Raw genomic sequence first — 17716 nt, 5'->3', positions numbered from 1 at the left:
AGTGATCTTCAAGGACCGCGGGATCGAGATCAAGACCCGCGAACAGATCATCTCCATGCGTGCGGCCGGCCTGGTCGTCGGCCGCACGCTGGAACTGCTCCGCGGCGAGGTCAAGCCCGGTATCACCACCGGTGAGCTGGACGCGATCGCCGAGGACGCGATCCGCTCGGCCGGCGCGACGCCGTCGTTCCTGGGCTATCACGGCTTCACCGGCTCGATCTGCGCGTCGGTGAACGACGAGATCGTGCACGGCATCCCGGGCGACCGGGTGCTGGCCGAAGGCGATCTCATCTCGATCGACTGCGGTGCGATCGTCAACGGCTGGCACGGCGACGCGGCCATCACGGTCGGCGTCGGCCAGGCCGCTCCGGAGCTGCTCGAGCTGGCCCGGATCTGCGAAGAGTCGATGTGGCAGGGGTTCGCTGCTGCCAGGCTGGGCGGCCGGCTGAGCGACATCTCGGCGGCGGTGGAGCGGCACGTGCGCGCCAACTCGGCGTACGGGATCGTCGAGGACTTCGTCGGGCACGGGATCGGGACGGCGATGCACCAGCCGCCGAACGTGCCGAACTTCGGCAAGGCGGGCAAGGGGCCCAAGCTGGTCGAGGGTCTCGCGCTGGCAGTCGAGCCGATGCTCACGCTGGGCAAACAGGACAACCACACGCTCGAGGACGACTGGACGGTCGTCACGGACGACGGGCTGGCCGCCGCGCACACCGAGCACACCTTCACCCTCACCCCGCAAGGGCCCTGGGTGCTGACCGCCCTCGACGGCGGCGAGGCCAAGCTCAAGGAGCTCGGCGTCACGTTCGGCCCGCTGGCCGACTGACCCACCGGGTCCACTCTCCGAGTGACTCCGCCATCCACCGGCCGGGGGACGCCGTGCGCTCCCGAGCTGAGGCACACTTGAGGCATGCCCAGTCAGTACCAGCCACACCAGCGGTTCACCGAGGCCGACCGCGACAAGATCGCCGGCCGGTTGCGGGACGCCTTCGCCGACGGCCGGCTGGATCAGCCCGAGTTCAGCTCGCGGCTCGACCAGTTGTACGCCGTCCAGACGTACGGCGAGCTGGAACCGCTGGTCCGCGACCTGCCGCCGGTACGGACGTACCAGACCCCTGCGGTGGTGCAGAACACGACGCCCGCGCCGGCTCCCGGTGACTTCCCCGAGCGGCAGCCGATGAACAAGCGCGGGAACGGCCTGGTCGCCCTCGGCGGTGGCTTCGGCGGCGTCGTCTTGCTGAACGTGGTGATCTGGTTCGTGGTCGGGCTCGGCAACGGCGGGGACTGGCCGAAGTTCTGGCCGGTCTGGCTGTTGATCCCGTGGGCGTTCATCATCCTCGGCCAGCTCGGAAAGCGACGTTGACGGCGGCCCCGGTCAGTCGTCACACCCGGCGTCCACGGCTCCGGCCGGACTGGGTGTGGCAACTGCGGCAGGGGTCCGCGCTGGTCTTCGTACTCTGGTTCGCGATCGCGATCCCGCTGGTGATCGCCGGCCTGCTGGTCGAACCGCGCTGGGTCGGCTGGCTGGTCCTGGCCTGGTTCCTGGTCCTGGTGATCTTCACGGTCGCGATGCGGCTGTCCGACGGCAAGCAGCGGCGGGCCTGGGCGGAGACCGCCGAGCAGCTCGGCTGGCAGGTCGGCGCGGCCGACCCGAGACTGCTCGAGCGCTGGCCGTTCCCGCCGTTCAGCACTGACCTCGCGGCCGAGGTCTTCGACGTCACCACGGGGCGCCACCGCGGCCGCGAGCTGCTGGCGGGCCGCTTCCGGCACAAGGTCGGGCGGCGCCAGTTGGGGTTCGACTTCCTCGACCTGGCCGTCGACCGCCCGCTGCCGCCGTTGCAGGTGCTGCCTGCTCAGCTCGCTCCGGTCGCGGCGGCCAGCCTGCTGCCGATCAAGCTCCAGATCGAAGGGCTGCCCGGTACGTACCAGCTGTTCAACGGTCGCGAGGACTTGGCCAGCCAGGTCCTGCATCCCCGCGCCGCTGAGGCGCTGGCCCAGGTCCCACCCTTCGGCTTCAGCTCCGAAGGCCGCCGCTTCGTAGTCATCCTGCCCGCCTACCGCGACACCGGTACTGCGCTCGCGCAACTCGACGCGGCTTGCGACCTCCTCGACCTGATGCCGGAGCACGTGTGGCAAGCCGGCGAGCAGTGGCTGGCCACCGGATCCCTTTAGTTCTTGGCGAGTAGCCGCACCAGCACTGCCAGGTCCTCATCGCCGTGGCCCTCTGCGACGGCCCGGTCGAGCAAGCTGTGGATCGGCCGCAGCACCATCGGATCGACGCCCTGAGCCTCCGACGCATCGATGAAGTTGCCGAAGGCAGCGGCCTGCATGGCGAGGTTGGAGCCGGCCGCGCCCGATTCGGCGCCGTACTCGAGATCCTTGGCCAGCCTGGTGACCGAGCCAAGCATGGCGGTGAGCCAGGGGACCAGCAGGTCATCGGTGAACGCGGTCGGCGAGAGCTTCTCGCTGGAGACCATCGCGAGGGCGTGCGCGACACCGCCGAACATCCCGTACATCGCACTGAGCAACGCCAGGTCCTGCAGGGCAGCGAGCCCGGCGTCGGCACCGACGTACGTCGGTCTGCCCAGTACCGCGAGGTCGTCCCGGTGCTGTTCGAACGCCTCCGCCGAACCGCTGTAGAGGATGAACGCGGCCGGCCCGCCGATCATCCCGGGGACAGCCATGATCCCGCCGTCCAGGTACTGCGCTCCGTGCTGTGCGGCCCAGTCGAGGCCTCGCCGGGCCTGCTCGGGAGTGCCGTTGGTGAGGTTGACCAGCGTCCGCCGCGAGAGCTCCGAGGCTGCCGGCTGGAGCGTGCTGCGGACCGAGGTGTCGTCCAGTAGGCAGACGACGACCAACGGGCTCGCGACGACGGCATCGACGACGCTCCTCGCGCGGATGACACCCAGGTCGTCGAGCTCGGGGGAGCGGCCTGCGGTGCGGTTCCAGACGGTGGTCGGGTGGCCGGCGGCCAGGAAGGCCCGGGCAAGGGCGGTGCCCATCGCGCCGAGACCGAGGACGGTGACAGGTGTCTTCATGTGGTCCAGACTTGCCGTCAGACTATAAAGTCGACAAATACCTACTAAATAGTCAGGTACTCACCAAAAGGTAAGGATGGGACGATGGCCGCGGTGCTGCCGTACACCTGTGGACTGGACGCCGCGGCGGATGTGATCGGCGGGAAGTGGAAGCCGAGGATCCTGTGGGCGCTGCACCACGGGCCGCGCCGGTTCGGGGAGCTGCGCAAGGACGTGACCGGGGTGACCGAGAAGATGCTGATCCAGCAGCTGCGGGAGCTGGAGAGCCGCAACATCGTCCACCGCGAGGTGTTCCACCAGGTTCCGCCCAAGGTCGAGTACTCTCTTACCAAGCTTGGTGAATCGCTCAACGTCGCGTTGATGCCCCTGGATCAGTGGGGCGCCGACCATCTGACCGAGATCGAGGCCTCCCGTCCCTGCTGAGGCGGTCCTGAGGCCCGATTGGGTTTTTCGTGGGTCGGTGGCGTAAACTCTTTCCTTGGCCCTTCGTGGCCTCTTCTCGTGCTGCCCAGTGCGGTGCGGGTCGGCAGTACCACCAATTCAGTTGTCGTCTACAGAAGTGCGAGGACATGCCCAAAAAAGAGGGAGTAATCGAACTCGAGGGCACCATCGTCGAGGCCCTGCCGAACGCGATGTTCCGTGTTGAGCTGTCCAACGGGCACAAGGTGCTCGCGCACATCAGCGGCAAGATGAGGCAGCACTACATCCGGATCCTCCCCGAGGACCGGGTAGTCGTGGAGCTGTCGCCGTACGACCTCACCCGGGGTCGCATCGTCTATCGGTACAAGTAAGACCACCACACCACCTGTCGAAGAAAGAAGCTCGATGAAGGTCAATCCGAGCGTCAAGAAGATCTGCGACAAGTGCAAGGTGATCCGCCGTCACGGCCGGGTCATGGTGATCTGCGAGAACCCGCGGCACAAGCAGCGGCAAGGCTGATACAAGCCCCACTCGAGCAGGACACAGCACTTTCGCATCACAGCGCGCATGCTCGTCCAGCACCGCAACAAGCTGGACGCTGCCCCCGGAACAGAGGCCGGGGCCTTGCCGGTGACAAAAAACTCACCGAGGCGGGCAAGGACGCAGCGCGCCACCACACCTCTGCCGACGAAAGGAACACCGCCACATGGCACGCCTCGTAGGAGTTGACCTTCCGCGCGACAAGCGCATCGAGGTCGCTCTCACCTACATCTTCGGTGTAGGTCGCACTCGCGCCCTGAAGACGCTCGAAGCCACCGGCATCTCCGGTGACAAGCGCGTCCACGAACTGGGCGACGAGGAGCTGGTGAAGCTCCGGGACTGGATCGAAGGCAACTACAAGATCGAAGGTGACCTCCGTCGCGAGGTGACCGCGGACATCCGCCGCAAGATCGAGATCGGGTCGTACCAGGGTCGCCGGCACCGCAGCGGCCTGCCGGTGCGTGGTCAGCGCACGCGGACCAACGCCCGCAGCCGTAAGGGTCGTCGCAAGGCGATCGCCGGCAAGAAGAAGAAGTGACCCGGATGACTTTCGACCACCCCAGGAGTATCTGACCTATGCCTCCCAAGAGCCGCACCGCGGCCGGCGCGAAGAAGGTGCGCCGCAAGGAGAAGAAGAACGTGGCCGCCGGCCACGCGCACATCAAGAGCACGTTCAACAACACGATCGTGACGATCACCGACCCGACCGGCGCGGTCATCTCGTGGGCCTCCGCGGGCACCGTCGGCTTCAAGGGCTCGCGCAAGTCGACCCCGTTCGCCGCGCAGATGGCCGCCGAGGCCGCTGGGCGCCGGGCGATGGAGCACGGCATGCGCAAGATCGACGTGTTCGTCAAGGGTCCCGGCTCCGGCCGTGAGACCGCGATCCGTTCGCTGGGAGCTGTCGGCCTCGAGGTCGGCACCATCCAGGACGTCACCCCGACCGCGCACAACGGCTGCCGCCCTCCCAAGCGGCGCCGGGTCTGACCCAGAGAGAGGCAGGTAACTAACAATGGCCCGTTACACCGGACCCATGACCAAGAAGTCGCGCCGTCTCGGGGTCGACCTCGTCGGTGGCGACAAGGCGTTCGAGCGTCGTCCGTACCCGCCGGGTATGCACGGCCGCGGCCGTCCCAAGGAGAGCGAGTACCTGCTCCAGCTTCGTGAGAAGCAGAAGGCTCGTTACGCCTACGGCGTGCTCGAGAAGCAGTTCAGCCTGTACTACAAGGAGGCCTCGCGGCGTCCTGGTAAGACCGGTGACAACCTGCTGATCATCCTCGAGTCGCGCCTCGACAACGTCGTGTACCGCGCCGGTCTGGCCCGGACCCGTCGTCAGGCCCGTCAGCTCGTCGTGCACGGTCACTTCACCGTGAACGGCATCAAGGTGAACATCCCGTCGTACCGCGTTTCCGCGCACGACGTGATCGACGTCCGGCCGAAGTCGGTCGAGATGACCCCGTTCATCATCGCCAGGGAGACCCACTCCGAGCGAGTGGTTCCGGCCTGGCTGGACGCGCTGCCCGAGCGGCTGCGCATCCTGGTTCACCAGCTGCCCACCCGGGCGCAGATCGACACCCAGGTCGCCGAGCACCTGATCGTCGAGCTCTACTCGAAGAACTGATTCCGTCGCCGCCGCCGGCTGTCCAGCCGGCGGCGGCGCGGGTCGTTTCTTCGGTTCGCGACCTCAAATAGTGGTCGTCGCGGAACTCTAGAAGGAAGAACACACAGTGCTTATTGCGCAGCGTCCCACCCTGGCCGAAGAGGTCGTCGACGAGCACCGCTCGCGGTTCGTGATCGAGCCGCTGGAGCCGGGCTTCGGTTACACCCTCGGCAACTCCATCCGCCGTACCCTGCTGTCGTCCATCCCGGGCGCGGCCGTCACCAGCATCAAGGTCGACGGGGTACTGCACGAGTTCTCCACCGTCGCCGGGGTGAAGGAAGACGCCACCCAGCTGATCCTGAACCTCAAGGACCTGGTCGTCTCCTCCGAGCACGACGAGCCCGTCACCATGTACCTGCGCAAGCAGGGCCCCGGTGACGTGACCGCCGCCGACATCGCGCCGCCGGCCGGTGTCGAGGTGCACAACCCGGACCTGAAGATCGCCACCCTGAACGAGAAGGGCCGGCTCGAGATGGAGCTGGTCGTCGAGCGGGGCCGCGGCTACGTGTCCGCGATCCAGAACAAGTCCGCGGACGCCGAGATCGGCCGGATGCCGGTCGACTCGATCTACTCCCCGGTCCTCAAGGTCACGTACAAGGTCGAGGCGACTCGTGTCGAGCAGCGCACCGACTTCGACCGTCTGGTCGTGGACGTCGAGACCAAGCCGTCGATGCTGCCCCGCGACGCCGTCGCGTCGGCCGGTAAGACGCTGGTCGAGCTGTTCGGCCTGGCCCGTGAGCTGAACGTCGAGGCCGAGGGCATCGACATCGGCCCGTCGCCGGTCGACGAGCAGATGGCGGCCGACCTGGCCCTGCCGGTCGAGGACCTGCAGCTGACCGTCCGGTCGTACAACTGCCTCAAGCGCGAGGGCATCCACACCGTGGGTGAACTGATCTCGCGCAGCGAGCAGGACCTGCTGGACATCCGCAACTTCGGCTCCAAGTCGATCGACGAGGTCAAGCTGAAGCTGGCCGAGATGGGCCTGTCGCTGAAGGACTCGCCCCCCGGCTTCGACCTGCGCGCCGCCGCTGAGGCCTATGGCGACGACGCCGAGGACGAGGACGAGAGCTTCGCCGAGACCGAGCAGTACTGAGCTAGCAAGGCCCATCCCAAGGCCCGTACCCGGGCCTGAGATTTCTGGAGTAAAGACAGATGCCTACCCCTACCAAGGGCTCCCGCCTCGGCGGCAGCGCGGCGCACCAGAAGCTGATCCTCAGCAACCTGGCCACCTCGCTGTTCGAGCACGGCGCGATCACCACCACGGCCACCAAGGCCAAGCGCCTGCAGCCGCTGGCCGAGTCGATGATCACCAAGGCCAAGCGCGGTGACCAGCACTCGCGTCGTCAGGTGATGAAGCGGATTCGCGACAAGTCCGTCGTGCACGTGCTGTTCACCGAGATCGGCGAGCGCTACGCGGACCGTCCGGGCGGCTACACCCGGATCATCAAGCTCGGCCCCCGCAAGGGCGACAACGCCCCCATGGTGAAGATCGAGCTGGTCGAGGCGCTGGCCGACTCGCCGAAGGCCAAGGCCGCGGCGAAGAAGGCTGCTCCGGCCAAGAAGGCGACCGCGAAGAAGGCGGCCGCCAAGGACGAGGCCAAGGTCGAGGACACCCCGGCCGAGGAGACCAAGGTCCAGGACGTCGTCGCGGGCAAGTACGAGGGCTCCGCGGCTCCGCTGGACGGCGGCGCCGCTCCCGAGGGCTACACCATCAAGGGCAACGAGGACTCGATGAAGTACCACGGCACCGACTCGCCGTGGTACGACCAGACGGTCGCCGAGGTCTGGTTCCAGACCGAAGAGGCCGCTCAGGCCGCCGGCTTCACGAAGGCCGGCGAGACCGCCGAGGACAAGTAACTCCTCAGCAGCGCATCGGCAGCGCCCCTTCACCCGTTTTCGGGGGGAGGGGCGCTGCTGCGTTAGATTGCCCTGTGCGCTGGCGGATCGATCTCAGGTATGACGGCACCGAATTCCACGGCTGGGCCCGTCAGGAGGGCCTCAGGACCGTCCAGGGGGTGCTTGAGCAGGCGCTGGCCACCGTACTGCGGCAGCCCGAGCTCCCGTCCGTGACTTGTGCCGGCCGGACCGACACCGGCGTCCACGCCAGAGGCCAGGTCGTCCATGTCTGGCTGCCCGAGGGGATCGTCGCGCGGAACCTGGTCCACCGGCTCAACGGCGTACTGCCGGACGATGTCTGGGTGATCAAGGGCATGGAAGCTCCCGAGGGGTTCGACGCCCGCTTCTCGGCCCTGTGGCGCCGCTACGTCTACCGGATCTGCGACGACAACATCGCCCGGGATCCGCTGACCAGGAACCACGTACTGCGCGTGCTGCAGCCACTCGACGTGGACCGGATGAACGAGGCCTCTGCCCGGCTGCTGGGCGAGCACGACTTCGCCGCCTTCTGCAAGCGACGGGAGGGTGCCAGTACGGTCCGCGCCCTGCAGGAGTTCAGCTGGCGCCGTACTGCGCCCGGCCTGGTCGAGGCCACTGTGATCGCGGATGCCTTCTGCCACTCGATGGTGCGGGCCCTGGTGGGGTCGATCGTCCCGGTGGGCGACGGACGCCGTGACCTGGACTGGCCGGCCAAGGTGCTGGCAGCGAAGGTCCGGGACTCGGCAGTGACCGTTCTGCCCGCCCATGGGCTCACCCTGGAAGAAGTCGGGTACCCAGAAGACGACCAGCTGGCGGCGAGGGCCATCGAGGCTCGCAACGTCAGGGGAGAGGTTCACACGCGTGGCTGACCACTTTTTCACGGCAGAGCCGACCTCAGCCGACGTACGGCGTACCGTCGGCGCCCGGATCTGGGGACGTGAGTACACCTTCACCACGTCGAGTGGTGTCTTCTCCCGCGACCGGCTGGACCTCGGTACGTCGATCCTGCTGCGCGAGGCGCCCGTACCGACCACAGGCGGCACCTACCTCGACCTGGGCACCGGCTACGGCCCGATCGCGTGTGCCCTGGCGGTGGAGGACCCTGAGGCGCAGGTCTGGGCAGTGGACGTGAACAACCGGGCACTGGAGCTCACTGCTGAGAACGCCAAGGCTGCTGGGGTTGCTGAACGAGTGCACGCCAGCCTGGTGGAAGACGTGCCGGAGGATGTGCGGTTCGACCAGATCTGGTCCAACCCGGCCATCCACATCGGCAAGCCCGAGCTGCACAAGATGCTGCTGCACTGGCTTGCTCGCCTTGCCCCCGACGGCGTGGGATGGTTCGTCGTCGGCAAGAACCTCGGTGCGGACTCGCTGCAGCGCTGGCTGGGTGAGCAGGGTTACCCCTGCGAGCGGATCGCCAGCGCGAAGGGCTTCAGGGTTCTGCGGGTGACTGCAACGAACGAGGATCCAGCGCCGTCCTGAGGGTATGGAGGCAGCCTTGGCGGCAGCAGAGGCACAATCCAGCGCTATCGACTTCGAGTTGTGGGTGACGGAGAAGTCCGATGCGCTGCTGCGGTTCGCTTACGTCCTGACCGGCGACAAGACGCTGGCCGAGGATGCGGTTCAGGACGCCCTGACAACCGCTTGTGCGCGCTGGGGCCGGGTCAGCCGGGCGGAGGACCCTGAGGCCTACGTGAAGCGGATGGTCGTCAACGCGCACATCTCCTGGTGGCGACGCTTCCGCCGCCGGGAGGCCCCCGTGGAGGAGCCGACCAGGACTGCTGCCGCAGCTCCGGACGGTGCCGGCTCCAGAGCCGAGGCAGAGGCCGTGTGGGCGCTCTGCGCGACCTTGCCGGACAAGCAGCGCACTGCCGTGGTGCTGCGCTTCTACGAGGACCTCTCGTACGCCGAGATCGCAGACCTGCTGCACTGCGCCGAAGCCACGGCCAGATCGCACGTACACCGGGCACTGGCAGTACTGAAGAACACGCTGAGCAAGGAAGGAGCCGAGGATGCCTGAGCCGGACGAGCAGGAGCTCGGCCCGCAGATCGCGGATGCCTTCCAGAGCAAGGCCCACACGGTGCAGGGCTTGCGTAGTGCCGGCTACGCCGCGGAAGCGCGCAGACGGGTCCACAGGCGGCGGCAACGGCTCACGATGGCCGCTGCGGCGGTAGTGGTCGTCGCGGCGATCGGGGGAGTGTGGGGGGTCATCGGCGGTCCGTCGCCGGTCACCACCAGCTCGACCGCCGGCTCCGCTGCGGACAACGGCTCGAAGATGGCGCCGGGGGCTCCGGCAGAGGCCACCGTTGTGTGTCCGGAACAGCACGCGATCCTCGCGGCGCCCACTCACGAAGCACTGCCGTCCGGCGACGGCCTGGATCTCGACCACGCCATCGTCTTCGGCCTCGAGGTCTGTCGCTACCGCCTTGAGGGCGCGCAGATGCTGCTCGGGTCGGCGCACTTCAACGCGGCCACGGCACAGCAGGTGGTCGACGCGATCAAGGTGCTGCCGGAGCGCAACCCGAGCCTGCCCGTCTTCAAGTGCACGCCGCAGACGGCCCGGCCGAAGGAAGCGATCGTGCTGCGCTTCGACACGGCGACGGGGATCCGCGAGGTCTGGGTCGGCTACGACGGCTGCTCGTCGGCCGGTTTCTTCACCGGCACCCGCACCTACGGCCTGTACGCCGCCCCGCTCAAACTCTTCATGACGGGCACGGTCCGCCCAGCCGGTGGCATCTACCTCGACCACCTAAAGGGATGGTGACTGCCCCTTCTCCGGCTTGGCCCGCAACGACCGCACGTTGTCGGGCGCGGCGCCGTCCCCCTGACCCCCGCGATAGCTCCCAGCCTGCGGCGGCGGTCCACCCAAGAACTTCCGCAAATGCGCCACCTCAGGCGACTGCTGCTGCGCCTGAGCGCCCGCATTCCGGTACTGCTCCTCAAGCCCAGCAGTCGTCGTACTCAGGGCCGTGACCGCCCGCTGGGCATGCTGATGTCCACCGATGCTCTTGGCGACGTCGGAAAGATTCCGGTCCCGTTGGGTGCCGACGACGTCGGCGATGGCGGGCCGCATGGACTGCAGTAGTTCGGTTCTGACCGCTTCGCGGTCCTGCGGTGGCAGTACGTCGCTCAGCCGGTTCTCGATCACCAGATCGGCGGCCGCGCCCCAGCGCTGGGCTCGTGGGGCCTGGTCCAGTTGCTCCCGGACCTGGCTCTGGGACAGCCCGGTGACGTCGGCCGTACCGCGAACCAGTTCGTCGGTCGCGGCCGTGTACGCCGGGTAGGAATCAGGCGAGTCGACGCCGAGGAGTTCCGGTTGCACCCGGTCCATACCGATGTCCTGGATGACGTCGTTGACGTTCTCGTGCGCCCAGGTCTCGGTCAGCCCCTCCTCGACCACCAAGGTGTCGGGGGAGTAGACCTCGGTCGCGCCGGGCCCGGACTCGTCGCCCAGCGCATTGGTGAGGTGCTTCGCCTCGTGGACCACGGTCAGGACGGCGTCCTGCGCATCGATCAGTTCTTCCGGGGTGAGCGGACGGCCCGCCGTGTACGCCTGGGCGATCGGCTTGAGCACCTCGTTGACCTTGAGCGTCATCCCGCCGTCGTCCCGCGCGCTCCCGGCCACGTTCGGCCGGGTCTCCTCGTACAGCTCGCCGTTCCACCGCGACGGCCGGCCGGAGAGCTTCTCCACCGACCGGATCACGCTCTGGACCCAGAGGTACTCGTTGCTGTTGCGGGGGACCGGCCGACCCTCGCTCATCCGGCCGTACTCCGGAGGTGGTCGACGAGCCGGATCAGCGGGCTGGACATCCGGCGGATCGCACCGGCCTCGCGGCGCGGCGCCTGGGTCGACAGCAGGCCGATCTGCTCGATCGCGCGCTCGATCTCCGCGATCCGGGTCTGCGCGGGTCCGTCGCCGTCGATCGCCTCGGCGAACAGGATCTGTGCCTGCCGGAACTGCTCACTGGTCGCCGGGGCCGGTCCGGCCAGCAGGCGCGGCAACTCCGCGGCGCGGAAGCGGGCACGTTCGCGGCCGCGCTCGTCCTGGACCTGCTCGGCCATCGCCTGCAGTCGCGCGGTCTCCGCCTCGACGATCTCGGGGGCGGCGCCCTTGAGATCCGAGAGCAGCCGGCGCATCTCGGCCTGGAAGGTCTCGTAGTCGGCCGGGTTGTCGGTCATCGTTCTCCCTGTTCGGTCAGGGAAGACGATAACCGGTCGCGGGCGGCTGGGGCGGGCCGTCAGACTGGGGGTATGGGTCACGTCGAGGTTGCGGGGATCGGGTTCGAGTTGCCGGACGGGCGGGTGTTGCTGGACGACATCACGTTCCGGGTCGGGGACGGGGCCAAGGTCGCCCTGGTCGGGGCCAACGGGTCGGGCAAGACGACGTTGACGAAGATCATCGCGGGCGATCTCAAGGCGCACAGCGGGAGCGTCGCCCGGTCCGGTGGGCTGGGTGTGATGCGGCAGTTCGTCGGGTCGGTACGGGACGAGACCAATGTCCGTGACCTGCTGCTCGGCGTCGCGCCGGAGCGGATCCGGGCGGCCGCGGCCAAGCTGGACCAGGCCGAGCTGGCGATGATGGAGGCCGACGACGAGAAGACCCAGCTGCGCTACGCCCAGGCGGTCTCCGACTGGGGCGAGGTCGGCGGGTACGACGCCGAGGTGCTCTGGGACGTCTGCACGATGAGCGCGCTCGGGATCCCGTTCGACAACTGCCGCTGGCGTGAGGTGAAGACGCTGTCCGGCGGCGAGCAGAAGCGGCTGGTTCTCGAGGCGCTGCTGCGCGGCCCGGACGAGGTGCTGATGCTCGACGAGCCCGACAACTACCTCGACGTACCGGCCAAGCGCTGGCTCGAGGAGCAGCTCAACGCGACGCAGAAGACGGTCCTCTACATCAGCCACGACCGGGAGCTGCTGGCCAACACGGCGACCCGGATCGTCACCGTCGAACTAGGTGCCGCGGGCAACACCATCTGGACGCACGGCGGCGGCTTCCAGACGTACCACGAAGCGCGTAAGCACCGGTTCGAGCGGCTGGAGGAGTTGCGCCGCCGCTGGGACGAGGAGCACGCCAAGCTCAAGGCGCTCGTGCTGATGTACAAGACGAAGGCGGCCTACAACGACGGGCTCGCGTCGCGCTACAAGGCGGCGCAGACCCGGCTGGCCAAGTTCGAGCAGGCCGGTCCGCCGCAGGCGATCCCGCGCGAGCAGAAGGTCAGCATGCGGCTCACTGGCGGACGTACCGGCAAACGCGCCGTCGTCGCCACCGGGCTCGAGTTGACCGGCTTGATGAAGCCGTTCGATCTCGAGGTCTGGTACGGCGAACGCGTGGCCGTCCTTGGCTCCAACGGCTCCGGCAAGTCGCACTTCCTGCGATTGCTGGCCAACGGCGGGTCCGACCCGGACATCGAGCACCAGCCGGTCGGCGAGATGGTCATCCCGTCCGTCGCGCACACCGGCAACGCCAAGCTGGGTGCGCGGGTGCGGCCGGGCTGGTTCGCGCAGACGCACGAGCACCCCGAGCTGGCCGGCCGGACGCTGCTGGAGATCCTGCACCGCGGCGACGAGCACCGGGAGGGGATGGGCCGGGAGCTGGCCTCGCGCAAGCTGGATCGGTACGAGCTGGCGCACGCGGCCGAGCAGAGCTTCGACTCGCTCTCCGGTGGTCAGCAAGCGCGCTTCCAGATCCTCCTGCTGGAGCTGTCCGGCGCCACCTTGCTCCTCCTCGACGAGCCGACCGACAACCTCGACGTCGAGTCAGCCGAGGCACTCGAGGAAGGCCTGGATTCCTTTGACGGAACGGTTCTGGCGGTCACCCACGACCGCTGGTTCTCCCGCGGCTTCGACCGCTACCTGGTCTTCGGCAGCGACGGCAACGTCTACGAATCGCCCGAGCCGGTCTGGGACGAGGCCCGCGTCCAGCGGGCGCGTTAGTCCGTACCGCACCACGCATCGCGGTACGTCGCCCAGTGGTCGGGGGTGGCGGTGAAGTCGACGTAGAGGGCTAGGCCGAAGTTTTGGCGGGGGGAGGTGTTCAGGCCTAGTTGGGCGCCTCGGATGGCGGCTCGGACTGTTTCGGCGGAGCCTCGGTGGGAGAAGTTGTCTTCCCAGTAGAAGGGGAGGCCCATCAGTAGGTCGACGTGGGGTGGGGTGACCTCCAGGGCCATCTCGGTCTGGCGGGCGACGTAACCGCCGTACAGGGATTCCAGTGGGGTCCAGGTGTCGTAGGACATCACGGCGATCTGCTCGACGCGGCTGGCGACGGCGCCGAAGTACGACTTGGTCCACCATTTGCTCTGGCCGCTGACGCCGACGAGCAGGCCGTTGAGGCCGGGTGCGGGGTTGAGTTGCGCTGCGGCGACTGAGAGCGGGACGTTGCGGGCTGAGGTCATGGCGTGGACTTGGTCCAGCAATGCCAGGAAGCCTTTGGAGCCGGAGCGGACGGGCTCCATGTCGAAGTGGATTCCGTCGAAGCCCTGCGCCAGCACCTGCTCGGAGGTCTCGGTCACGCGGGTGCGAACGGCGGCGTCGTCGAGGTCCATACCGGGGTTCTTCTCCGGTTGGAGGACGTCGCCGAGCCAGGCCTGGACGCGGAGCTTCGGCATTGCCTGGTGGACGGCGCCGGTGAACCACTTGGCCTTCGGCGAAACCTTTGCCAAGGGCAACGTTCCGTCGTGTTCGAGGGGGCCGGTGTGGACGTAGAGGTCGCGGATTCCGGTGCCCTGCAGCTGATTCGCGAGGACGGCGATGTCGGCGGCGGTCTTCCGGCCGTCGACCCAGGCGTGGCCGAGCCAGATCGCGTCCTGGCCTTTCGTCTTCGCGGTGGCTTCACCGGTGTAGGCGATGCGCAGGGAGACGGCCAAAGCGCTTAGTGGCAAGGGGATCAGCAGGACGAAGGCCAGCGCGAGGCTGAGGAGGACGCGTCGGCGGCGGGACCAGGATCGCCAGCGCCTCATGACGTCCCGGTTCGCAGGCCGTCGTACAGGAGGGCGAGCATGCGGTCGCGGGCGTCGGATTCGAGACCGGTCGCGGTGGCCCCACGGGAGGCGCCGACCAGTAGGGCGTAGACCTCGGGGAAGGCGGCGTCCCGGCGTACGGCGCCTGCCTGCTGGGCCCGGTCGAGCAGGGACCCGAAGGCTTCGCGCATCCCTTGGCCTGCTGCCTTCGCCTCGTCGCCGGCGACGGTTCCCGACGCGCTCAGAGCCTCCGCGATGGCCAGCTTCGATGCCGATTCGGCGACCACCTGGCTGAAGAATCCGAAGAACGCGAGGCCGGCGTCGTCGCTGTCGGCCAGCTCGAGAGCACGGTCGCGCAGCCGTTCCAGCCGTTGCGTCAGGACCGCCTCGAGCAGCGCGACCTTGGTGGGGAAGTGCCGGAAGACGGTGGCGATCCCCACCTCGGCGAGCTTCGCGACCTCGTCGGTGGAGGCGGCCGGCGACCGTCCGAAGACGTCCTCCGCCGCGCTCAGAATCCGCATCCGGTTGTCCCGGGCATCCGCGCGCAACGGCCTCATCCCACTCCTAGCTGTCGTCGACCCCATCAGCGTAGGAGACGCCGGAAAGCAGCCAGAGGTTGTAACCGGAGTTGCGACTCCTTATATTCGGAGTCATGACTCCGGAACAGACTTTCCTCCGCCTGGTGCACGGCGTCGCCGATCGCGACCTCGAGGCGCTGCCGGCCCTGTACGCCGAGCAGACCGACGTCCGGCACCCGATGTCGCCGTACGGCGATCAGCCACTGCTCACCCGCGACGCGCTCCGCGAGCACTTCAACGGCCGTGGTCCGGCGGTGGCGGAGGTGGTGCGGTTCCAGCCGGACGCGATCCGGGTCCATCAGACCCAGGATCCGGAGGTGATCGTCGCCGAGTTCGACTACGCGGGGACGGTGATCGCGACGGGGGAGAGCTTCCGGGTGCCCTGCGTCTTCGTCCTGCGGGTCCGCGACGGCGAGATCGTCGAGTCGCGCGACTACATCGACCACGTGGCGATGGCGCGCGCCCGTGGGCAGCTGGACCAACTCATCGCGGTACTACGGGAACCGGTGCCGGCGCGGTCTGCGTCGTAGTACCCAGAAGCGCAGAAACGGCCCCGATCCCTGGCAGGTAAGCCGGATCGGGGCCGTTCCCAATGGTGCTACCGGTGTTTAGCGGTCGCCCATCGGGACGTACTGGACGCCGCGGGCGCCGGTGTAGATCTGCTTCGGGCGCGCGATCTTCTGGTCGGTGTCGCCGAGCGACTCCTTCCACTGCGCCAGCCAGCCCGAGGTGCGCGGGATGGCGAACAGCACGGTGAACATCTCCGGCGGGAACTGCAGGGCCTCGTAGATCAGGCCGGAGTAGAAGTCCACGTTCGGATAGAGCTTGCGGGAGACGAAGTACTCGTCCTCCAGCGCGATCTTCTCCAGCTCGACGGCGATCTTCAGCAGCGGGTTGATGCCCGTCACCTCGAACACGTCGTCGGCGGCCTTCTTGATGATCTTGGCGCGCGGGTCGTAGTTCTTGTAGACCCGGTGGCCGAAGCCCATCAGCCGCTCTTCACCGTTCTTGACGCCCTCGATGAACGAACCGACGTTGTCGACGGTGCCGATCCGGCGCAGCATCTTCAGCACCGCCTCGTTGGCGCCGCCGTGCAGCGGGCCGTAGAGGGCCGCGATGCCGCCGGTGACCGCGGAGTACGGGTCGACCTGGGTGGAGCCGATCGCCCGGACCGCGTTGGTGGAGGCGTTCTGCTCGTGGTCGGCGTGCAGGATGAACAGGATCTCCAGCGCGCGCACCAGCCGGTCGTCGGCGGCGTACTTCGGCTCGCTCATCTTGAACAGCATCGACAAGAAGTTGGCCGCGTAGCTCAGCTCGTTGTCGGGGTAGACGTACGGCTTGCCCTGCGCGTGCCGGAAGGAGAACGCGCCCAGCGTCGGCATCTTGGCGATCAGCCGGCGGATCTGCAGGCCCCGTGACTCCTCGTCGAAGATGTCGCGCGACTCCGGGTAGAAGGTGGACAGCGCACCCACCGAGGCGAGCAGCATGCCCATCGGGTGCGCGTCGTAGCGGAAGCCCTGCATGAAGGTCTTCAGGTTCTCGTGCACGAACGTGTGATACGTCACGTCGTGCACCCAGGCCTCGTACTGGGTCTTGTCCGGCAGCGCACCGTTCACCAGCAGGTACGCGACCTCCAGGTAGTTCGACTGCTCGGCGAGCTGCTCGATCGGGTAACCGCGGTACTCCAGGATGCCCTTGTCGCCGTCGATGAAGGTGACGGACGACCGGGTCGAGGCGGTGTTGACGAAGCCGGGGTCGTAGGTGGCCAGGCCACCGTCCCCGTCGGTTGCACTGATCTGCTTGAGATCGGCGGCACGGATGGTGCCATCGGTGATGGCAAGGTCGTAGTCCTTGCCGGTCCGGTTGTCCCGGACGGTGAGCGACTGTTCGGTCACAATGCCCTCTTCGGAAGCTGGCGCATCGCCGGAGTGAGTGAGGGTTATCGTCGCCGGCGGGACGCGGATCGGACTGCAATCTTCACCGCTAAACTAGTGCGGTCCCGGGTTGGTTCCAAGCCGGGGTCTCCGACCGGCTCAGGCTCGCTTTGACCCCGAGGCGTCCACGCCGGTATTCTGGGCTGCTGTTGTGCGTTCCTGGTCCTCGCCGGTGTGATTGCGGGCCGCTCGCCGACGTACCAGTTCTGATTTGTCAACCTCTGAGAAACGAAGGTCAACGACCGTGCGCACGTACAGCCCGAAACCTGCTGACGTCACCCGTGAGTGGCATGTGATCGACGCCACCGACGTCGTGCTCGGTCGGCTCGCCGTCCAGATCGCCACCCTGCTGCGTGGCAAGCACAAGCCGACGTTCGCCCCGCACGTCGACGGTGGCGACTTCGTCGTCGTCATCAACGCGTCGAAGATCGCCCTGTCCGGCAACAAGCGGACCGACAAGCTGGCGTACCGCCACTCGGGTCACCCGGGTGGTCTGACGGCCACGCCGGTCGGCGAGATCCTCGAGAAGGATCCTCGCAAGGCCGTCGAGAAGGCTGTCTGGGGCATGCTCCCGAAGAACCGCCTGAGCCGTCAGCTGCTTGGCAAGCTGAAGGTCTACGCCGGTCCGGAGCACCCGCACGTGGCCCAGCAGCCGAAGCCGTTCGAGATCACCCAGATCGCTCAGTAGTAGCGATCGCCGAGCCAGGTAAACGAGGA

At 67.7% G+C, this 17716-nt stretch carries 24 protein-coding genes; 18 read left to right on the top strand and 6 right to left on the bottom strand.

What is annotated here, in order from left to right; all coding sequences use genetic code 11:
- Nucleotide 1: 1 nt before the first annotated feature.
- From map to ABD768_RS11235, 3 genes are all read left to right on the top strand, one after another.
- Nucleotides 2-826 (top strand): type I methionyl aminopeptidase, encoded by an 825-nt coding sequence (map, locus tag ABD768_RS11245; RefSeq protein ID WP_344840070.1) that lies wholly within the window; start codon nt 2-4, stop codon nt 824-826.
- An 84-nt stretch (nt 827-910) separates the two neighbouring features.
- A complete protein-coding gene (locus ABD768_RS11240) occupies nt 911-1363 on the top strand; it encodes a DUF1707 SHOCT-like domain-containing protein (RefSeq protein ID WP_344840067.1) in 453 nt (150 codons plus the stop codon).
- Nucleotides 1360-2172 carry a hypothetical protein gene (locus tag ABD768_RS11235; RefSeq protein ID WP_343976468.1) on the top strand — a complete coding sequence of 271 codons (813 nt, stop codon included), beginning with the start codon at nt 1360-1362 and terminating at the stop codon, nt 2170-2172. Before ABD768_RS11240 ends, ABD768_RS11235 begins: the two co-directional genes overlap by 4 nt.
- Here ABD768_RS11235 and ABD768_RS11230 read toward each other — a convergent pair.
- A complete protein-coding gene (locus ABD768_RS11230; protein ID WP_344840065.1) occupies nt 2169-3038 on the bottom strand; it encodes an NAD(P)-dependent oxidoreductase in 870 nt (289 codons plus the stop codon). The genes ABD768_RS11235 and ABD768_RS11230 overlap by 4 nt on opposite strands.
- 84 nt (nt 3039-3122) lie before the next feature.
- Between ABD768_RS11230 and ABD768_RS11225 the strand changes: the two genes are divergently transcribed.
- The 12 genes from ABD768_RS11225 (at nt 3123) to ABD768_RS11165 (ending at nt 10295) form a co-directional block, all read left to right on the top strand.
- Nucleotides 3123-3461, top strand: a complete 339-nt coding sequence (locus ABD768_RS11225; protein WP_343976473.1) for a winged helix-turn-helix transcriptional regulator — start codon at nt 3123-3125, stop codon at nt 3459-3461.
- Nucleotides 3462-3607: 146 nt separating this feature from the next.
- Entirely contained in the window at nt 3608-3829 is a 222-nt protein-coding gene (gene infA, locus ABD768_RS11220; RefSeq protein ID WP_012923661.1) for a translation initiation factor IF-1, read from the top strand.
- Between the two features lie 34 nt (nt 3830-3863).
- Nucleotides 3864-3977: a 50S ribosomal protein L36 gene (gene rpmJ / locus ABD768_RS11215; protein ID WP_008361054.1), complete on the top strand. Its 114-nt coding sequence runs from the start codon at nt 3864-3866 to the stop codon at nt 3975-3977.
- Between the two features lie 187 nt (nt 3978-4164).
- Nucleotides 4165-4536 carry a 30S ribosomal protein S13 gene (gene rpsM, locus ABD768_RS11210; protein ID WP_012923660.1) on the top strand — a complete coding sequence of 124 codons (372 nt, stop codon included), beginning with the start codon at nt 4165-4167 and terminating at the stop codon, nt 4534-4536.
- A 38-nt stretch (nt 4537-4574) separates the two neighbouring features.
- Entirely contained in the window at nt 4575-4982 is a 408-nt protein-coding gene (gene rpsK / locus ABD768_RS11205; protein ID WP_012923659.1) for a 30S ribosomal protein S11, read from the top strand.
- Nucleotides 4983-5007: 25 nt separating this feature from the next.
- Nucleotides 5008-5616 carry a 30S ribosomal protein S4 gene (gene rpsD, locus ABD768_RS11200; protein WP_328329366.1) on the top strand — a complete coding sequence of 203 codons (609 nt, stop codon included), beginning with the start codon at nt 5008-5010 and terminating at the stop codon, nt 5614-5616.
- A gap of 106 nt (nt 5617-5722) precedes the next feature.
- A complete protein-coding gene (locus ABD768_RS11195) occupies nt 5723-6748 on the top strand; it encodes a DNA-directed RNA polymerase subunit alpha (protein ID WP_112243143.1) in 1026 nt (341 codons plus the stop codon).
- A gap of 59 nt (nt 6749-6807) precedes the next feature.
- Nucleotides 6808-7512, top strand: a complete 705-nt coding sequence (gene rplQ, locus ABD768_RS43100; RefSeq protein WP_425552162.1) for a 50S ribosomal protein L17, sunset domain variant — start codon at nt 6808-6810, stop codon at nt 7510-7512.
- A gap of 74 nt (nt 7513-7586) precedes the next feature.
- Entirely contained in the window at nt 7587-8399 is an 813-nt protein-coding gene (gene truA / locus ABD768_RS11180; protein ID WP_343976479.1) for a tRNA pseudouridine(38-40) synthase TruA, read from the top strand.
- Complete coding sequence (locus ABD768_RS11175; protein WP_343976481.1) at nt 8392-9012, top strand: class I SAM-dependent methyltransferase; 621 nt, start codon at nt 8392-8394, stop codon at nt 9010-9012. The genes truA and ABD768_RS11175 overlap by 8 nt, the downstream gene beginning before the upstream one ends.
- Nucleotides 9013-9016: 4 nt before the next feature.
- On the top strand, nt 9017-9550 hold the full coding sequence (locus tag ABD768_RS11170; protein ID WP_343976484.1) for a SigE family RNA polymerase sigma factor: 534 nt from the start codon (nt 9017-9019) through the stop codon (nt 9548-9550).
- Nucleotides 9543-10295 (top strand): hypothetical protein, encoded by a 753-nt coding sequence (locus ABD768_RS11165; protein WP_344840057.1) that lies wholly within the window; start codon nt 9543-9545, stop codon nt 10293-10295. Before ABD768_RS11170 ends, ABD768_RS11165 begins: the two co-directional genes overlap by 8 nt.
- Here the strand turns inward: ABD768_RS11165 and ABD768_RS11160 are convergent.
- Together ABD768_RS11160 and ABD768_RS11155 are read right to left on the bottom strand one after the other, a co-directional pair.
- Nucleotides 10281-11291: a hypothetical protein gene (locus ABD768_RS11160; RefSeq protein ID WP_344840054.1), complete on the bottom strand. Its 1011-nt coding sequence runs from the start codon at nt 11289-11291 to the stop codon at nt 10281-10283. The genes ABD768_RS11165 and ABD768_RS11160 overlap by 15 nt on opposite strands.
- Entirely contained in the window at nt 11288-11710 is a 423-nt protein-coding gene (locus ABD768_RS11155; RefSeq protein ID WP_344840051.1) for a hypothetical protein, read from the bottom strand. The genes ABD768_RS11160 and ABD768_RS11155 overlap by 4 nt, the downstream gene beginning before the upstream one ends.
- A gap of 72 nt (nt 11711-11782) precedes the next feature.
- On the opposite strand from ABD768_RS11155, the gene ABD768_RS11150 reads away from it, so the two are divergent.
- Nucleotides 11783-13465, top strand: a complete 1683-nt coding sequence (locus ABD768_RS11150; RefSeq protein ID WP_343976496.1) for an ABC-F family ATP-binding cassette domain-containing protein — start codon at nt 11783-11785, stop codon at nt 13463-13465.
- On the opposite strand, the gene ABD768_RS11145 is transcribed toward ABD768_RS11150, so the two are convergent.
- Both ABD768_RS11145 and ABD768_RS11140 read right to left on the bottom strand, forming a co-directional pair.
- The gene (locus ABD768_RS11145) at nt 13462-14487 is read right to left on the bottom strand and encodes a glycoside hydrolase family 18 protein (RefSeq protein ID WP_343976499.1); all 1026 of its coding nucleotides are present in this window, start codon (nt 14485-14487) and stop codon (nt 13462-13464) included. The two genes, ABD768_RS11150 and ABD768_RS11145, sit on opposite strands and share 4 nt — an antisense overlap.
- Entirely contained in the window at nt 14484-15044 is a 561-nt protein-coding gene (locus ABD768_RS11140) for a TetR/AcrR family transcriptional regulator (RefSeq protein ID WP_344840048.1), read from the bottom strand. Before ABD768_RS11140 ends, ABD768_RS11145 begins: the two co-directional genes overlap by 4 nt.
- Nucleotides 15045-15139: 95 nt before the next feature.
- Between ABD768_RS11140 and ABD768_RS11135 the strand changes: the two genes are divergently transcribed.
- Nucleotides 15140-15595, top strand: a complete 456-nt coding sequence (locus ABD768_RS11135) for a nuclear transport factor 2 family protein (protein ID WP_343976504.1) — start codon at nt 15140-15142, stop codon at nt 15593-15595.
- A 78-nt stretch (nt 15596-15673) separates the two neighbouring features.
- On the opposite strand, the gene ABD768_RS11130 is transcribed toward ABD768_RS11135, so the two are convergent.
- Nucleotides 15674-16960: a citrate synthase gene (locus tag ABD768_RS11130; RefSeq protein ID WP_343976507.1), complete on the bottom strand. Its 1287-nt coding sequence runs from the start codon at nt 16958-16960 to the stop codon at nt 15674-15676.
- A 283-nt stretch (nt 16961-17243) separates the two neighbouring features.
- Here ABD768_RS11130 and rplM point away from each other — a divergent pair, with 283 nt between their 5' ends.
- The gene (gene rplM / locus ABD768_RS11125; RefSeq protein ID WP_343976510.1) at nt 17244-17687 is read left to right on the top strand and encodes a 50S ribosomal protein L13; all 444 of its coding nucleotides are present in this window, start codon (nt 17244-17246) and stop codon (nt 17685-17687) included.
- Nucleotides 17688-17716 lie beyond the last annotated feature (29 nt).

The sequence above is a fragment of the Kribbella ginsengisoli genome (assembly GCF_039537185.1).
In the GTDB taxonomy this organism is placed as follows: Bacteria; Actinomycetota; Actinomycetes; order Propionibacteriales; family Kribbellaceae; genus Kribbella; species Kribbella koreensis.
The sequence above is the reverse complement of the archived record's forward strand: the minus strand, read 5'-3'. Positions and strand labels throughout refer to the sequence as shown.

Bases quoted from the DNA above. Each gene is read 5' to 3' on its own strand.
- ABD768_RS11165 (WP_344840057.1), top strand. From the start codon at position 9,543: ATGCCTGAGCCGGACGAGCAGGAGCTCGGCCCGCAGATCGCGGATGCC.
- rpsM (WP_012923660.1), top strand. From the start codon at position 4,165: ATGGCACGCCTCGTAGGAGTTGACCTTCCGCGCGACAAGCGCATCGAG.
- ABD768_RS11145 (WP_343976499.1), bottom strand. From the start codon at position 14,487: ATGAGGCGCTGGCGATCCTGGTCCCGCCGCCGACGCGTCCTCCTCAGC.
- rpsD (WP_328329366.1), top strand. From the start codon at position 5,008: ATGGCCCGTTACACCGGACCCATGACCAAGAAGTCGCGCCGTCTCGGG.
- rpmJ (WP_008361054.1), top strand. From the start codon at position 3,864: ATGAAGGTCAATCCGAGCGTCAAGAAGATCTGCGACAAGTGCAAGGTG.
- ABD768_RS11230 (WP_344840065.1), bottom strand. From the start codon at position 3,038: ATGAAGACACCTGTCACCGTCCTCGGTCTCGGCGCGATGGGCACCGCC.
- ABD768_RS11140 (WP_344840048.1), bottom strand. From the start codon at position 15,044: ATGAGGCCGTTGCGCGCGGATGCCCGGGACAACCGGATGCGGATTCTG.
- ABD768_RS11225 (WP_343976473.1), top strand. From the start codon at position 3,123: ATGGCCGCGGTGCTGCCGTACACCTGTGGACTGGACGCCGCGGCGGAT.
- rplQ (WP_425552162.1), top strand. From the start codon at position 6,808: ATGCCTACCCCTACCAAGGGCTCCCGCCTCGGCGGCAGCGCGGCGCAC.
- ABD768_RS11155 (WP_344840051.1), bottom strand. From the start codon at position 11,710: ATGACCGACAACCCGGCCGACTACGAGACCTTCCAGGCCGAGATGCGC.
- infA (WP_012923661.1), top strand. From the start codon at position 3,608: ATGCCCAAAAAAGAGGGAGTAATCGAACTCGAGGGCACCATCGTCGAG.
- ABD768_RS11150 (WP_343976496.1), top strand. From the start codon at position 11,783: ATGGGTCACGTCGAGGTTGCGGGGATCGGGTTCGAGTTGCCGGACGGG.
- ABD768_RS11160 (WP_344840054.1), bottom strand. From the start codon at position 11,291: ATGAGCGAGGGTCGGCCGGTCCCCCGCAACAGCAACGAGTACCTCTGG.
- ABD768_RS11170 (WP_343976484.1), top strand. From the start codon at position 9,017: ATGGAGGCAGCCTTGGCGGCAGCAGAGGCACAATCCAGCGCTATCGAC.
- ABD768_RS11240 (WP_344840067.1), top strand. From the start codon at position 911: ATGCCCAGTCAGTACCAGCCACACCAGCGGTTCACCGAGGCCGACCGC.
- ABD768_RS11135 (WP_343976504.1), top strand. From the start codon at position 15,140: ATGACTCCGGAACAGACTTTCCTCCGCCTGGTGCACGGCGTCGCCGAT.
- rpsK (WP_012923659.1), top strand. From the start codon at position 4,575: ATGCCTCCCAAGAGCCGCACCGCGGCCGGCGCGAAGAAGGTGCGCCGC.